This window comes from Moorena bouillonii PNG (assembly GCF_001942495.1).
GTDB classification, from domain to species: Bacteria; Cyanobacteriota; Cyanobacteriia; order Cyanobacteriales; family Coleofasciculaceae; genus Moorena; species Moorena bouillonii.
The window spans coordinates 8150649-8165784 of record NZ_MKZS01000001.1; the positions used below are offsets into that span (position 1 = coordinate 8150649).

Below are 15136 nucleotides of genomic sequence, written 5' to 3' on the forward strand. Positions count from 1 at the left end.
ATTCCCGATTCCCGATTCCCGATTCCCGATTCCCGATTCCCGATTCCCGATTCCCTAAAACAAAAGTACTTTAACCAATTGAAAAGACTATCAGTGGATTTATGGTTTTTATTAAACAACTAAAAACATCAAATCTAATTAAAGACTGGTTACCAACAAATACAGTTAGTGACCAGTCTCTGCGGCTGTCTGTACTAACTCAGTTTTTTCCTCCTGACTATGCTGCTACTGGCCAGCTAATTCAAGAGTTGGTGATGCAATTGGGCAAACAAGGGATGGATATTAAGGTGTTTACTGGGCAACCAGGCTATGCCTTTGAGACTGCCACTGCACCAATGTATGAAAAGTTGGGAAAAGTACAGATTAAGCGATCGCGTGCGTCTCAACTTTGGCCTCAGCGCATTCGTGGGAAGGCTGTCAATGGTTTAATTTTTGCTGTGCGAGCGTTTTTGCACTTAGTTAAAAACTGTCGTCGTCGTAATTTGGTGTTATTAACCACTGCGCCACCGTTTTTCCCTGTGGTTGCTTACCTGGCTCGTAAGATTTTTGGTATGCGCTATGTTTGCCTAATTTACGATTTTTACCCAGACATTGCTGTAGAGTTAGGAGTGATTGGTCACAATCATCCCTTGGCTCGATTTTGGAGAGGTCTCAATCGTCGGGTTTGGCGTAAAGCGGAGGCAATTATTGTGCTCAGTTCAGCCATGAAGCAACGAGTGATAAATACCTGTCCTAAACTAGCTAACAAGGTGGCGGTGATTCACAGTTGGGCTAACCCAGATGTGATTGTGCCACTGCCCAAGCCAGATAATTGGTTTGCCCAGAAGCACAACTTAGTAAATAAGTTTACGGTGCTTTACTCTGGTAATATGGGGCGCTGCCATGATATCGATACGATTCTTGAGACTGCTAAATTACTGAAAGACGAACCGATTCAGTTTGTCTGTATTGGTAGTGGCGCGAAGCGAGAAGCCTTAATCGAGGACGTGAAGCGCTTAGGCTTAACTAATTTTCTGTTTTTGCCCTACCAAGACAAAGAGGTGCTGCCCTACTCCTTAACCGCTTGCGATCTCTCCTTAGTCAGTGTGATGCCTGGTATGGAAACCTTAGTGGCTCCTAGCAAACTCTACTCTGCGTTAGCGGCTGGGGTTCCGGTGACGGTGATTTGCTCTCGGGAGGCATACTTAACTGAGCTGATCGCCAAGGCTAAGTGCGGTGCCAGCTTCGTGAATGGAGACAGCCAAGGTCTGGCTGACTATATCCGCTCTCTGGCCGCTAATCAGGCGTTAGTCAAGTCCCTAGGTCAGGCTGGTCGTGAGTATTTATTAGAGAATTTTACTCCTGAGGTGATTGCTAAACAGTATGATCAGGTTCTTTGTGAAGCGTTAACGAGGGAGTAGGGAGTAGGGAGTAGGGTGTGGGGTGTGGGGTGTGGGGTGTGGGGAGTAGGGAGTAGGGAGATGGGGAGATGGGGAGATGGGGAGATCTCACAGGGGTAGGTTTTTTACATTTGGGTCCTGCCTCACCCCCAACCCCCGACCGGTCGGGGGCGGATCACAGGGAGAGCAAAAGGAAAACAACGAAGAAGCGATGCAGCGCGGTCTTGGGGGTTTCCCCCATGAGCGACTGAATCAAGACAATGATGATTTTTAGCGATGCAGCGCGGTCTTGGGGGTTTCCCCCACTCGCGCTTTGCATGGCTGACAACGACAAATTAAGTATATTTTCTTATCCCCCACACCCTACACCCCACACCCTACACCCCACACCTGATGTCTTTGTAAAAAACATACCCTTGAAAGGATGGGGAGATGGGGAGATGGGGAGATGGGGCAGAGATTAATCTTCGGGTGGGCAGTGCCGGCAGTGCCTAGCAACCCGATAGTAAGCAAAGGAATCGCTGTGATCCACTGCCCACCCTACATGAACTACATGAACTTAAGTATAGCACTACCCATTAAGATTAGGACATTACTAAACTCCGAAACTTAATCATAGCTTACTTCTGACTTCTGACTTCTGACTTCTCACTTGCGCGTAGCGCTATACTACTTAAGATGCGTATTCTATTCCTCCATCCCAGTACCTTCGCCCAATTTTCCCACCTCGCTAAGGCATTAGCCCATGATGATACTAATCAGGTTGTCTTTGGCACTCATCGCAGAGCAGGGAAATTGCCTAAGGTTTCCAAAGCCATCTACAGCCCTGTGAAGACAGTGCATGGGCAAACTGACTACTACCTTTACCACTTCGAAACAGAGGTCCATGAGGGTCAAGCAGTCTATCACCTATGTACCCGGCTGAAGTCTGAGGGATTTGTTCCTGATGTGGTTTATGGTCATTCCGGTTGGGGCTCGACCCTATATATCAAAGACGTTTTCCCCCAGGCAAAACTGCTGTGCTACTGCGAGTGGTTTTACCATGCCCATGGGTCGAATTTTGACTTTGATCCCTCTGACCCCCTGACCTCTGACGATGAAACCCAGATTCGGACCAAAAATGCCCCAAAGTTATTAAGCTTAGTCAGTTGCGATCGCGGATTGTCTCCCACCTACTATCAGCATCAGCAGTTTCCACGGGAGTTCCACAACAAAATCACTGTGCGTCATGATGGCATTGACACCGAGTTCTTTAAACCCAAGCCTGGAGCGAAATTAGTTCTGCCTCGGATAGATTTAGACCTGTCCGAGGTTGACGAACTAATCACCTATGTCGGACGGGGGATGGAACCTTACCGGGGGTTTCCCCAATTTATGGCAGCGGTGGGGATTCTCCAGCAGCGACGACCAAGGTGTCATGTGGTGGTGGTGGGGGAGAATCGGGTTGTCTATAGCAAACCTCTACCAGATGGCAAAACCTACAAGGAATTGATGTTGGACAAGGTGCCTCTGGATTTAGACAGAGTCCACTTTACTGGCTTCCTGCCCTACTCAGAATATCTGAAAGTCCTGCAAGCTTCCTCTGTCCATATTTATCTGACCTATCCCTTTGTTTTGTCTTGGTCGATGCTAGAGTCAATGGCTACAGGGTGTTTGGTGGTTGGCTCTAATACTGCTCCGGTGATCGAGGTGATCGAAAACCGGGTGAATGGATTATTAGTAGACTTTTTCTCTCCAGAGGACATTGCGGATCGGGTGGAAGAAGCTCTGGATAATCGGGACAAGATGGCTCGGATACGGGAGAATGCCAGGGAAACGATTCTACAGCGCTATGATTTGGCTAAGTTATTGCCTCAGCATATCCAGTGGATACGGGAGGATTGAGTGATTGTGCAGGGAACAGGGAACAGGGAACAGGGAACAGGGAATAGTCCAGATTAATCGTAGGGTGGGCAGTGCCTACCAACGGGATTAGGAAGTAAATGAATCGGTCTGGGGCACTGCCCACCGACATGAACTTGAACTTAATTTTTTTAAGACAGTTAACCTAATTTATGTCCAGATTAATCGGGTGCATCTCAATGCATGCAAAAACACTCTTCGGCAAGAGAAAGCTAATATCATTTTATGACAATTCCCCTTAATAAAAATCTCCCCAATCTCCCTATCTCCCTATCTCACCCTCTCCCCACACTTCCCACACTGGGAGCAGGTCTTGCGTTGCTGAAACATTAGTACTATGTCCCATTAGCGGAAGCAATTACCCATGAGGGGGCTATAGATAATGTACAAATATAAATAAGTAAATGCTCCCCCTATTACCTATTACCTATTACCTATTACCTATTACCTATTACCTATTACCTATTACCTATTACCTATTACCCAAATAAGCGTACAAATGTTCTGCAGAAGTGACATGCTCGCTCCCACACTTCCCACCCTCCCCACACTTCTTTTAGTTATAGTTCAGTAGCATAATAATAAGTTAAGTAGGTATACTATGAATAGTAAAAAGACAATTCACATGGTTATGGGGGTTTCGAGTGCTGGCAAGTCTACATATATTGAATCAAGGATTAAAAATGGAGAATGGAACGACATCCCGTTAATAATGGATGTTGCAGTAACTCACCCCTTGATGGGTGAGTTATTAAACAAAGAGTGCATAATTCATTACAATTTGTATTGGCCCTATAAAAACAATGTAGACCAGATTGGTAATGACTTTCTGGGAGAGCCAGCGTTAGTTAAATTACTAAACTATCCTGAAAGGATTAGAGCTTATATATTAGTTGCGCCTCGTTCGGAAATTGTTAAGCGGTCTTTATTAAGAACAACCATTGAACCGATCTTTAATAAAAATCTAACCCCGCGATATCCAAAACAAAGAATATTCGAGCTTTTGTGTCGGCTTGATTTAACGGATTTTTACAAGAAATGGTTTTTGATCCTCAGACAATATGAGATAACTTTTGAGATTATCAATTCTGCCGATAACTATTTACCAATTTACTCCATAGAAGAAGCTTTGTAATTATTATCCCTAGAGCAACAAACACACTATTCACAACAAGAACTAGACTATATTATTGACAACAATATGTTTAGTCATCAGAAAATAGAAGTATATCCTAATAAATTCACTCCTGGTCAGTACAAGTCAGCCAATTTAATAGTTTTAGATCAAGACTTGAAAGGTAAATCTGTTTTAGATATTGGATGTGCTTATGGGTATTTCTGTTTTGAGGCAGAAAAAAGAAATGCTTCGAGAGTTGTTGGCACAGAAGTAAAGCATCATCGATTCCTTGGCTGCAATATTTTAAAAGAAATTCTTGGAAAAAGGAGCGTATTTTTGGAGCAAGACATTTTTACTGACCCGTTAAAGGAGAAGTTTGATATAGTTCTATTGCTAAATGTAATACATCAGCTGAAGGAACCCATAAAAGCTCTAAGAACGATCTCACAGCTATGCAACGAAAAATTGATTATCGAATTCCCTACCTTATCAGATCAAAGATTCAAGTCTACTATTTCGTCATCTATTATTTCGGCCTTGCAGAATTTGTTGGACCGTGATAGAAGCGATTCCTCACTGCCACTTATAGGGGTCAGTTTATATTCCACCAAAGACCAAACTTTTTTATTTTCAAAAGAAGCGCTGAAAAGGATACTTTTAGATCACGATAAACTTTTTCAAAAAATCGAATTTAAACAGTCAAAAATCTCTCCCGAAAGTACTATTGCAATTTGTTATAAATAGTTGAATCATTGGGAATGGAGAATGGGTAATGGGTCATAGTAATATAGCGTTTATCATACCTATGAGGTACAGTATTGATTGGCGCTTATTGCCTTAAGACATTCTTACTTCTGCCTTCTGCCTTCTGCCTTTTGCCTTCTGCCTTAAAAGGATAAGCAATGTCGCTCATGACTCTGAGAATTGCTATAAATAAGCCGATCAGAAAACCGTTAAAACTATTATAATTTGTACTGAAAAATTTGGGTTTATTAATGGCTTGAATAAGCCTCCAAGCTATAATTCTGAAATATTATTTTTTGACGAACCCCTAAAAGAAACCTTAAGCCGATTCGCTGATCTTAAAATCAAGCCGATTGGTGGATATCGTCAAACCGTAATTTATCAATGGCAAAGGATTAATAGCAGTTCTTAATTGGGTGAGGTACTTTCGTCCTAGGTTTTAGGGAGTAGGGAGTAGGGAGTAGGGAGTAGGGAAGAAAGAAGAGGGAAGAGCTAAGAGGGAAAAAATCCTGTGTAGCTCATAGTTATGAAAAACGCTGTAAATTTAGGGTAAATTTAGTGGCCAAGGAATATAATTTACTAAAACTTTATCAACAATTGCCGGTTATTATATTAAGATATAATCCTAGAGATTACTGCAAAACTAGGACTAAAATTAAGGTAAGCTATCAGCTATCAGCTATCAGCTATCAGCTATCAGCTATCACTGGGTAGATTAATCGTAGGGTGGGCAGTGCCGACCAACGGGATGGGCAAGCTTTGGAATCTGTGTGGTGCACTGCCCACCGACATGAACTAGTTTCACTTGCCTTACCCCTACTCCCTACTCCCTACTCCCTACTCCCTACTCCCTACTCCCTGTTCCCTTTGCTATAGATACTAATAAATTAATAGGAACGATCTAATTATGTCAGTTATCTGTGTTTTAGGAATGCATCGCAGCGGTACTAGCTGTTTAGCAGGCTCTTTACAAGCGGCTGGGTTGTATGGCGGTAAAGTGAAGCGGTGTAATGGTGATAATCTCAAAGGTTGTCGGGAAAACCAGAATATTATAACATTGAACGAAGCTGTCTTGGCTGAAGCCGGTTGCAGTTGGAAAAATCCCCCAGATCCCATCAGCTGGACCGAGGAGCATCAACAACAACGGGATGCCATTATTGCTGACTTTTACTACTATGTGCCGGTCTGGATGTTTAAAGATCCGCGCACGGTACTCACCCTTCCGTTTTGGCGTGAAGGCATCCCCAACTTACACTTCATTGGTACCTTCCGCCATCCCATGAAAGTGGCGATGTCCCTGTATCACCGATCAGGATTTCCCCCACGGGATACTTTAACTCTCTGGATTCACTACAATCGCATCATCCTAGACACCTTCGGCGAATCACCGTTTCCCCTACTCTGCTTCGACCTTCCTCAAGAAGAGTATCTGACCCAATTGGAGCAAGGGATTAATCACCTATGCTCCCAAGTCAAAGCATCCATATCCCTCTCTATCCCAGCCGCCCAGAAATTCTATGAAACCAGGTTAGTGAATTATAACGATATGGTTTGTTTACCGCCACAAAATTCCAATCGAGATCATGACCACAGCAACGACACTCAGCTGCTGGCTACCGCTGAAGAACTTTACCGGAATTTGAGACAAGCAGCGGGATTGACACTGGAGGAAGCAGAGCAAGCAGTGGTACAAACCTCTGCTTACACTGTCCCTTTAGAAGAAAGTATTACTGCTTGTCAGGAGGTGATTAAATCCCAGCCCGACAACCCTCATGCCTATTTCATGCTGGGTAATGCTCAGCGTCACCAAGATGACATTGATGGTGCGATCGCTAGCTATGCAAAAGCCTTTGAGTTAGCTCCGGACAATTATTACTTCTACCGACATTTATCGACCCTGCTCTACCAGCAAGAGCGGTTGGATGAGGCAATCACTGTTTCTCAGCAAGCCCTTCAGTCACAGCCTGAACATCCCTTTATTTATAGTACTCTTGGCAAAATCCAGCTTCAGAAGGGAAATCAAGCAGAAGGAATGGCTAACTGCAAAAAAGCTGTTGAACTAGTTGAGGGGGTGACAATTCCCCTGCAAGCTTTGTGTTTTTAGGGTTTCAGTTGGTAAGCCTTTGAGAAGATCGAGCCAGGGATGGTCATCCCAATTGAACTTGACCAACGAAAAAATTAGGTTTCAAGACAAGGCCATCCCAAATAGGGGCGTTATTCAACCTGTCAATCGACCCAATCTTTTTTGGGATAGCATGGCTCAAAAGCTTACCCCAAGCAATTTTTAGCCTGGTTGTCACCCCCTCAGCCCCTCATCAAAAATAATCTTACCATTAGGAACCAAGTTGGGCAGAAGGTATGATATTGAACATTTGGTAGGCTCGTATAGATCCATATCTAGTAATACAAAACTGACCTTGGAAAATGCAATTTTATAAAAATGCTCTTTAGTGGTTTTTGTTGCATCTCCAACAACAAAGGATTTCATTAGCTGTATACTACATAAGCGAATTCAATTATCATGATTATTCTGCCTGCTTATTGAGAATGAATTCAATAGCAAAAGCTGAATCCCAGCATCCTCGTTATAAATTTTTTTGTAGTACGTCCTTCGGACGTAATGTCGGTTTGCAACTTTCTTACTTATTTATTGCCAGACATGACCATTTCCCAACTGACTGGAGTTCCCTTATTCACATCAGCTTTCACAGATTTCCCCAAGAGAACATCATAATATTTAGTAGGCAATCCAGACCCCGGTCTAATCGCCCTCAAATTCTTTGGAGTTAAGATATCTCCCGCTTGCATATCCTCAGCAATATAAAGACTTCTCCTAAACACCAAGGACTTTTTCTCTGCCTCAGTTGCACCATAATTAACCTTACCCAAAGCCTGCCACGCCCGCTCGGATTCAATTACCAGTTGTTGCATTTCTTGGGGTTCCATGGAAAACGCAGAATCCACTCCACCATCAGCCCGGCTGAGGGTAAAATGCTTTTCGATGAAGGTAGCCCCAAGAGCAACACTAGCCACTGCTACACCAATACCCATGGTGTGGTCAGATAGACCAACCTGTACGTCAAAGAGTTCTCGCAGATGGGGAATGGTGAGGATGTTGGTATTCTGAGGGGTAGCAGGATAAGTACTAGTGCATTTGAGCAAAATTAAATCCTGACATCCTGCCTCTCTGGCAGTGCGTACGGTTTCGTCTAGTTCTGCTACTGTTGCCATACCAGTAGAGATAATCATGGGTTTACCAGTGCTAGCAACTTTGCGAATCAAGGGTAAATCCGTGTTTTCAAAGGAGGCGATTTTGTAGCAGGGAACATCAAGAGATTCCAGAAAATCAACTGCTGTCGCATCGAAGGGAGTGCTGAAGCCAATCATGCCTAATTCTTGACAGCGGTCAAAGATAGGTTTGTGCCATTCCCAAGGTGTGTAGGCTTGTTGGTATAGCTTGTACAGTGAGTTTCCTTTCCAAAGGCTGTTGGGGTCATTGATGAAAAACTCGCCTTCATCAATGTCCAAGGTCATGGTGTCAGCGGTGTAAGTCTGGATTTTCAGACCATGAGCGCCAGTTTTAGCTGCTGCTTCGACGATTTCTAGGGCACGCTCAAGGGATTGATTGTGGTTGCCAGACATTTCGGCTACCACAAATGGGGGATTTGCCGGACTTATAACTTTACTTGAGATCGCGATTTCTTTCATAGCATGACTCACATCACTAACTGTCTTCCTAAAATAAAGGCTTCAGCCGCTTCAACACCTACGCTTGCTCCCCGCCAACGGGCTAAATGTTCAACCGCTTGTAATGAACGGGGATGAGGCCAGGGACGCATTTCAGACTGATAGGCTTCTAGGGCTTTGAGCTTGAGGTTCAGGGTTTCAGTTACATCTACAAACCAGTTAGGTGCAAAGATGGGGGCAGAGCCAGGGGGTTGCCATTCGGTACTGGAAGGTATTTCAAAAAATAGGAGTGATTTGACTGGATGTCCAGGGACAGGACGGCAGGCGGTAATCACGGCTTCATGAATGCGGCGGTGATCAATATTGACATCACCGCTATGGTGGGTATAAACGACCTCTGGCTGATATTGGTCAATGGCTTGTTCAACCACCTTAATCACATCCAACAGTTCACAACCATCCATGCGATTATCAGCAAAATTATCGAGCGTGACAGAGGCTGCGCCTAAAATTTCACTGGCCTTGTGAGCAGCCACAGCTAATGCCGAAAGTTGAGATTTCCATTGTGAGCGATCGCGATTAACAGCTCGGCTGGTAGCTCCCTCAGCCAGAATCAAACTATGAACCACATCGCCCTGCTTCCCGTGCTTGGCAATGGTTGCGCCACAGCCCAACACTTCATCATCCGGATGGGCTGCAACAACTAATACGTTCATGCATGGGGCTCCTTTACTGGAGTAATCCTGACATCAGCTACGATCCGACCATCATAAAGAGCAGCTCGACTGAACTCGTAGCGAAAGCCTTGATGTTCAATAAAGGCTTTTGGATATCCCTCTGCATCTAACATGCGAATAAAGTCGTGTAAATTTTGCAGGGATGGTACTTGGGGAATCTCGCTCTCAGCAGGTTTACGGCGCTTAAAGTTGGTAACTTCTCCAGTTTGAGGTACAGGCTCAGGTTCTTGCTGGATAATGCGTCCAATCATTTTGGCTGAAAGATCAGTGGCTCGGATATAAATTTCTTCAGCATTTCCGGCTAAGCACAGATCTTCTTTTAAGTACACTGGACCTGCGTCAAAGTCCTGGGTCATTCTGAGGGCAGTCAGTTTAGTTGACTCATGTCCCCGAATAATCAGGTTCTGAAGTGGACTGCCTCCTCTACCATAGGGCACATCGGTCATATGGAAACAGATGCACTCGTAGTTATTGATTAACTCATCGGGTACTTTCCAAGACCAATGGAGAAAAAATATATAGCGAGGTTGTATTTTTTGTATATTGTTTATTGTCAGCTCTTCTGGTGTACCAATGAAGTACCACTCACCGGAATAATACTGAATGATATTATTAAATATTTTTTGACTCCAAGGCGTTCGACCAACCACTAAATAAGCAACCAAATCAACCTCCTTACTGATGATTTTTTTTTACTATTTTCAATATGTATACTTCTCCATTAAGTTCAAAAAAAGCTGGATAGCGTTCGTTATCTACAACTCGCAAAAGGTTAAACTGTTCTTTTATTGTTCGTTCTGGATCTAAACGACTATCCTTTGGTTTTCGACGAGAATAGTAGGTTGAGTCTCCAGATTGCTCTTTCCCTATCTCTAAAATTGCTGGATATTGCTGGACAAACTCTAAGCACATTTCAATTGATTTTTCGGCTTGAGTTTTACGCAATTCATCAACAAGTTCATTTCCCTTAAACTTCAAAACGTATTGAAGATAAATTTTACCGCTATCTACACTTTCTTCAGCTTCAAATAACGTAATTGGAATCTCATTATTCCCTTCTAAGATTTGCCAAGTGAGAGGCGACCAACCCTTTCCTTGAGGTAAAGCACTTTCGTGAACAATCAAATTTTTTGAATTTCTCTTTAAAACTTCTGATGACAAAATTTGTCCGCATCCTAAACAAAAAACGAAGTCTCCTTCTGGAATCTCTTTCGCTTGATGAATCCACTTAACAAAATGTTGTTTTTTCTTTAGCTTTTCAACGAGATCAGGAATATAATTATTAATCCAACTATTGCTATCCGATAAAATTGTAATCGTTAAGCCTTGCATTATTTAAAAAAAAAAAGCATTCTTATAACTTTGAATTGATCCTCTGCATCAACTAAACTTTTGCTAGTTTGGTGGACTTCCCAACGTAGTTTTTTGGATAATAAAATCTGAGCTACTGATTCTGCTATTTGTTCTGGAATAACTTGGTCATGCCATCCTAAACTCACAGCAGCACATCGTTCGTCCAATTTCTGAGCGATCGCTCTCTGGTTGTCAGCCAAAATTATAATTAAACTCGGTAAACCCATAAAGGCTAACTCCCAACAAGTACTTCCCCCAGCTGCGATCGCAATATCTGCCCAAGCCATCAACTCAGGCATATTCGTCACATTATACTTGAGCGTAATTGCTGCCCCCGAATCATGCACTGCTGCCTGTAACTGCTCATAATAAGGATTACTCCCCCCAACCACCACCACTGCTTCGAGTCCTTCAACCTTGACCTGCTGTAGTGCCTGAATCACCTTCAGGGTCACATTATCGGGGTCTGCTCCCCCCAAGGTAACCAGCACCTTGCGTGCAACTGTGGGGATCTGCCGCTGCCAGCCTTGCCAAGGCCAGAATTCCTTCCTCAGGAGTGTATATTGGGTACCCAGCAGCAGCTTGGTGTAGGATTCCCGTTTAGGATACAGTCCCTCATGGGCATAGACATTCTGATTCAACACTAGGTCGGCCCAGTAGTGGGCTGCATGGCCATAGTCATCAATAAACAACAGCCGTAACCCGGCGTCTTTAATCACTCGCTGATAGTCAGCTCCGAAGTTATAACCATCCACCACCACCCAAGTTGCCCCCAATGCTTTAGCCTGGCCAATGGTTTGCTCAGCATCTTCTTCAGTCCCTAGTGGAACCGATAAATGGGTAACCTGAATACCTTCCGCCTGTAACCTGGCCTCTAGTTTTGGTGCTGCTGTTCCCATCAACAAGGTCACTTGCCCCCCTGCCTCCAGCCATGCCTGAGCCAGAGCCAGGCAGCGCATGACATGCCCAGTGCCAATTTTAGGGGAGGCGTCAGCCCGAATCAGCAAGTTCTGCTTTATTTCCATCAATTCAACCGCTTGAACCCACTATGACAAACCGGTCCCTTGAGCAGAGAGAATATATCCCGACCTTCCTCACACTCCTTAATCAACCCAAACACCGGATCCAGCGCTGTGAAGTACCCCTCAATAATCTCTGGGGTGTGCTCCGTACAAACATAAACGCTGGTAGCGGCCAAATAGCCCTTAGCCAGCATTTCTTGAGTAATCAGGGTTTTGTAGGCCAGATGATTGTCACTGACAAAGCTAAAACTAATCAGGGCCGGAAGACCAGCAATCTGGATATCCAGAGCATACTTGGCTGCTAGTTTCCGCCACTGTTCCCCAATCACCTTTCCAGTTTGAGTGATCTGGTCGTAGGCATGGGTGCGCTCCATCACCTCCAGGGTCTTTAAGCCTGCTGTTGGCCCAATTCGCTCTGTCCAAAAGGTACTGCTAATGAACGTACTCTGGGCTGCTTCCATAATCTCACGACGGCCAATGACAGCGGTAATCCCGTAACCATTACCCAATGCCTTGCCAAACATGGCCATGTCTGGCTCGACACCATAGAGCTTGTGTAGACCACCTAGGGTTTGACGAAACCCTGAGGTACATTCATCAAAAATTAAAACGATGTTGCGGTCCGTTGCCAGTTGCCGGATTTTCTCCAAAAACCCAGGTTTCGGCCCTTGATTGCGAGACACCTCCATCTTAATCACGCCAATATCATGAAGGTTCACCAGTGCCTCCAACTCATCAAACCGATTGTAGTTGAATGGATAAACCGTATTGCTCAGATTAGACGGCACACCCTTGGGTGCTAATCCCGGCAGGAGATGGCCAGCTAAGTTTGTGTCGTCTCCCAGATTGGCTGACAAATACCAGTCATGCCAGCCGTGGTAGCCACAGATGGCAACTTTGTCTCGTCCTGAAGCAGCTCGGGCAATGCGAATTGCGATCGCATTTGCCTCTCCCCCCGAACGGGCAAACCGCACCATGTCTGCCCAGGGATGAAGTTCTACTAAGCGCTCTGCTAGATAAACCTCCTCAGGACAGTTGAAGGTAGACATATTTCCAGCTTCGATGGTCTGGCCTACGGCCTGATCTACTTCCGGATTGCCGTACCCTAGAATGTTGGTGCCAATGCCCATAATGGACATGTCGATGTATTCTCGGCCATCCAAATCCCAGACACGGCATCCTTTCGCTTTGCTAAAATAAGCAGGCCACTGCTCGGGGAGAAACATCTCTGCCCGTTTCGACAACAGCATATTACCACCGGGAATGACCCGTTTGGCTCGCTTCCAAAGTTTTTGACCAGTCCCCATAATAGCTCCTTCATTCCGGGTCAATAGTTGATTTGCGGCAAATAGTTCAGGGCGAGTATGGCAGAGATTTAGGACTTCCAACCAGCCAAAGTCCTTTCTGGGATGAAAATGCTGAAACACATTAGTTACCACTTCAAAGTCTTCAGGCTCATCCACCGTCCAGCGCTTGCTTGAATAGTCTTCAGAGTGGCTATAATTTCCCAGGGAAAACTTCCCAGACTCCCTAATATAAGGGGTGACATGTTCCCGCTCATGGGGTTGAGTTGCTTCGTGGCTAGTTTGTTCCAAGGCAGCAAAGGTAAAAACTTCCGTATCCAGACCGTCAGGGAAAGTTGGCGGCAAGCAATTACTGAGGTAATCCACCGAGCTTAGCTTAAATTCAGCCACTACTGCGTCCACGATTTCAGGATCAATCAGCGGACAATCCCCGGTAATACGAACTACGATCTCAGGTTGATAGGGTCTGGCTGCCTGATAGTAGCGGTCGAGAACATCATTCTCACTGCCCTGATAGACCGGATATCCTAACTGTTTAACATGGGCTACTAAAGGTTGATTGCGTGGATCTTCAGAGGTTGCCAGCACAATTTGATCTACCAGCTTGGCCTGAGAAAGGCGCAGCAGTAACAGTTCAATCATCGGCACCCCCAGGATGGGGCGCATTACCTTCTTAGGAAAGCGTGTGGAGCCCATACGGGCCTGAACAATAGCAAGTGTTTTCACTATAAATAGCAAGTTCGACCTTGGGTGAGGGACAAAGTTCTGGGTTTTAGGGAGTAGGGAGTAGGGAGTAGGGAGTAGGGAGTAGGGATGCAGCGGTGTCTTGGGGAGCCAGTTGCTCCCCGCGCGCCACACCTCCCTCTCTTTCCCTATTCCCTGTTCCCTGTTCCCTGTTCCCTGTGCTATAACTGCCAGCGAGCAGGATTAATTAAGTCAAGATCATCACAATGGAGGGTATCTGGTAACTCAGGCATATCTCCTGTGGCCGCTTCCAGGATTTCCTGGAATTGGACCAGACTGTCAACCCCAACCAAAACCCGATCAATGCCTAGCTGATTTAATCCAAAGCGTAAACAAGCTTGCAAGGGTGTCAGGTTAGTATCTGCAAGCCACTGCTGCCATTGATGCCACAGGGTATTCCAACGGCCAAACTGTACTGGTCGAGCTGCGGGTTCCATCAACAAGAGACCCTGGAGAAACACTGAGCGGACATGGACTTCAACCCCTGACTGATGTAAGCGATCCAGCCATCCCGACTGGATCAGACGACGATCTAGGAGATTAAACGGAGCTTGGACTAGATCAAACTCAAACTCAGCTACCAGAGGCTCAAGTTCTTCAGGACCATAGATCGAGATGCCAATTTTTTTAACCCATCCTCGTTCTTTTATGGCACATAAGGACTTATAAAGTGTTTGGCCTTGAGAACTGAGTAAGTCTTTAGGTCGATGGAGCAACAGTCCATACAACTGATCAATTTTGAGTCTTTTCAGGGAGTCCTCCAGGGATTGCTCAACCCAAACAGGCACATTCGTCTGTCCTTCTGGCAAACTCGGCAACTTAGAGACTATTCGCCAGTGGTTTACCCCCATATCTCCTAACCGCTGTTCGCTACTCCCGTATGCGATCGCAGTATCGAGGGTATCAATTCCAACAGACCAGGCTTGATTGAGAATAGCGTTAGCGTCTTCTAAGCTCACCTGCCCTTGCTGGTTGGCGACACCGTAGGGCAAGCCAAACTGAACTGTACCTAGAGCTAAGCTTCTTAGAGTGTTCATATAGCCACAATCCGTCAAGGAGATTTATAATATCGACCCTGAGAATCTTTACGAACCTACATTCCGCAGGTTGGAGGGGAGAGCTATGGTATTTTTAAACCATGAAACCA

The 15136-nt window shown here is 45.1% G+C and carries 15 protein-coding genes; 8 read left to right on the forward strand and 7 right to left on the reverse strand.

From position 1 onward, the window contains the following. Positions 1 to 101: 101 nt before the first annotated feature. The 8 genes from BJP37_RS33315 to BJP37_RS33335 all read left to right on the forward strand — a co-directional run bounded on the left by BJP37_RS33315 (position 102) and on the right by BJP37_RS33335 (position 7246). Entirely contained in the window at positions 102 to 1400 is a 1299-nt protein-coding gene (locus tag BJP37_RS33315; RefSeq protein ID WP_075905465.1) for a glycosyltransferase family 4 protein, read from the forward strand. Positions 1401 to 1476: 76 nt separating this feature from the next. Continuing rightward, entirely contained in the window at positions 1477 to 1653 is a 177-nt protein-coding gene (locus tag BJP37_RS40510; RefSeq protein ID WP_158069873.1) for a hypothetical protein, read from the forward strand. Further along, positions 1640 to 1843 (forward strand): hypothetical protein, encoded by a 204-nt coding sequence (locus BJP37_RS38025; protein ID WP_143727924.1) that lies wholly within the window; start codon positions 1640 to 1642, stop codon positions 1841 to 1843. Before BJP37_RS40510 ends, BJP37_RS38025 begins: the two co-directional genes overlap by 14 nt. A 214-nt stretch (positions 1844 to 2057) precedes the next feature. After that, a complete protein-coding gene (locus BJP37_RS33320) occupies positions 2058 to 3263 on the forward strand; it encodes a glycosyltransferase (protein WP_075905467.1) in 1206 nt (401 codons plus the stop codon). Between the two features lie 619 nt (positions 3264 to 3882). Further along, positions 3883 to 4416 carry a hypothetical protein gene (locus BJP37_RS33325; protein ID WP_075905469.1) on the forward strand — a complete coding sequence of 178 codons (534 nt, stop codon included), beginning with the start codon at positions 3883 to 3885 and terminating at the stop codon, positions 4414 to 4416. A gap of 66 nt (positions 4417 to 4482) precedes the next feature. Further along, the gene (locus tag BJP37_RS33330; protein WP_075905471.1) at positions 4483 to 5142 is read left to right on the forward strand and encodes a class I SAM-dependent methyltransferase; all 660 of its coding nucleotides are present in this window, start codon (positions 4483 to 4485) and stop codon (positions 5140 to 5142) included. 726 nt (positions 5143 to 5868) lie between these two features. Next, the gene (locus tag BJP37_RS40515) at positions 5869 to 6018 is read left to right on the forward strand and encodes a hypothetical protein (RefSeq protein ID WP_158069874.1); all 150 of its coding nucleotides are present in this window, start codon (positions 5869 to 5871) and stop codon (positions 6016 to 6018) included. A gap of 31 nt (positions 6019 to 6049) precedes the next feature. Beyond that, positions 6050 to 7246, forward strand: a complete 1197-nt coding sequence (locus tag BJP37_RS33335) for a tetratricopeptide repeat protein (RefSeq protein WP_075905473.1) — start codon at positions 6050 to 6052, stop codon at positions 7244 to 7246. A 539-nt stretch (positions 7247 to 7785) separates the two neighbouring features. Here the strand turns inward: BJP37_RS33335 and pseI are convergent. The 7 genes from pseI to BJP37_RS33375 form a co-directional block, all read right to left on the reverse strand. Further along, positions 7786 to 8850 (reverse strand): pseudaminic acid synthase, encoded by a 1065-nt coding sequence (gene pseI, locus BJP37_RS33345; protein ID WP_075905477.1) that lies wholly within the window; start codon positions 8848 to 8850, stop codon positions 7786 to 7788. An 8-nt stretch (positions 8851 to 8858) separates the two neighbouring features. Further along, complete coding sequence (locus tag BJP37_RS33350) at positions 8859 to 9545, reverse strand: PIG-L deacetylase family protein (protein ID WP_075905479.1); 687 nt, start codon at positions 9543 to 9545, stop codon at positions 8859 to 8861. Then, complete coding sequence (locus tag BJP37_RS33355; protein WP_075905481.1) at positions 9542 to 10231, reverse strand: formyl transferase; 690 nt, start codon at positions 10229 to 10231, stop codon at positions 9542 to 9544. The genes BJP37_RS33350 and BJP37_RS33355 overlap by 4 nt, the downstream gene beginning before the upstream one ends. 10 nt (positions 10232 to 10241) lie before the next feature. Next, the gene (locus BJP37_RS33360; RefSeq protein WP_075905483.1) at positions 10242 to 10898 is read right to left on the reverse strand and encodes a formyltransferase family protein; all 657 of its coding nucleotides are present in this window, start codon (positions 10896 to 10898) and stop codon (positions 10242 to 10244) included. Continuing rightward, complete coding sequence (gene pseG, locus BJP37_RS33365; protein WP_075905485.1) at positions 10898 to 11944, reverse strand: UDP-2,4-diacetamido-2,4,6-trideoxy-beta-L-altropyranose hydrolase; 1047 nt, start codon at positions 11942 to 11944, stop codon at positions 10898 to 10900. The genes BJP37_RS33360 and pseG overlap by 1 nt, the downstream gene beginning before the upstream one ends. Then, on the reverse strand, positions 11944 to 13971 hold the full coding sequence (locus BJP37_RS33370; RefSeq protein ID WP_075905487.1) for an aminotransferase class III-fold pyridoxal phosphate-dependent enzyme: 2028 nt from the start codon (positions 13969 to 13971) through the stop codon (positions 11944 to 11946). The genes pseG and BJP37_RS33370 overlap by 1 nt, the downstream gene beginning before the upstream one ends. 179 nt (positions 13972 to 14150) lie before the next feature. Next, complete coding sequence (locus BJP37_RS33375; RefSeq protein WP_075905489.1) at positions 14151 to 15026, reverse strand: aldo/keto reductase; 876 nt, start codon at positions 15024 to 15026, stop codon at positions 14151 to 14153. Positions 15027 to 15136: the final 110 nt, after the last annotated feature.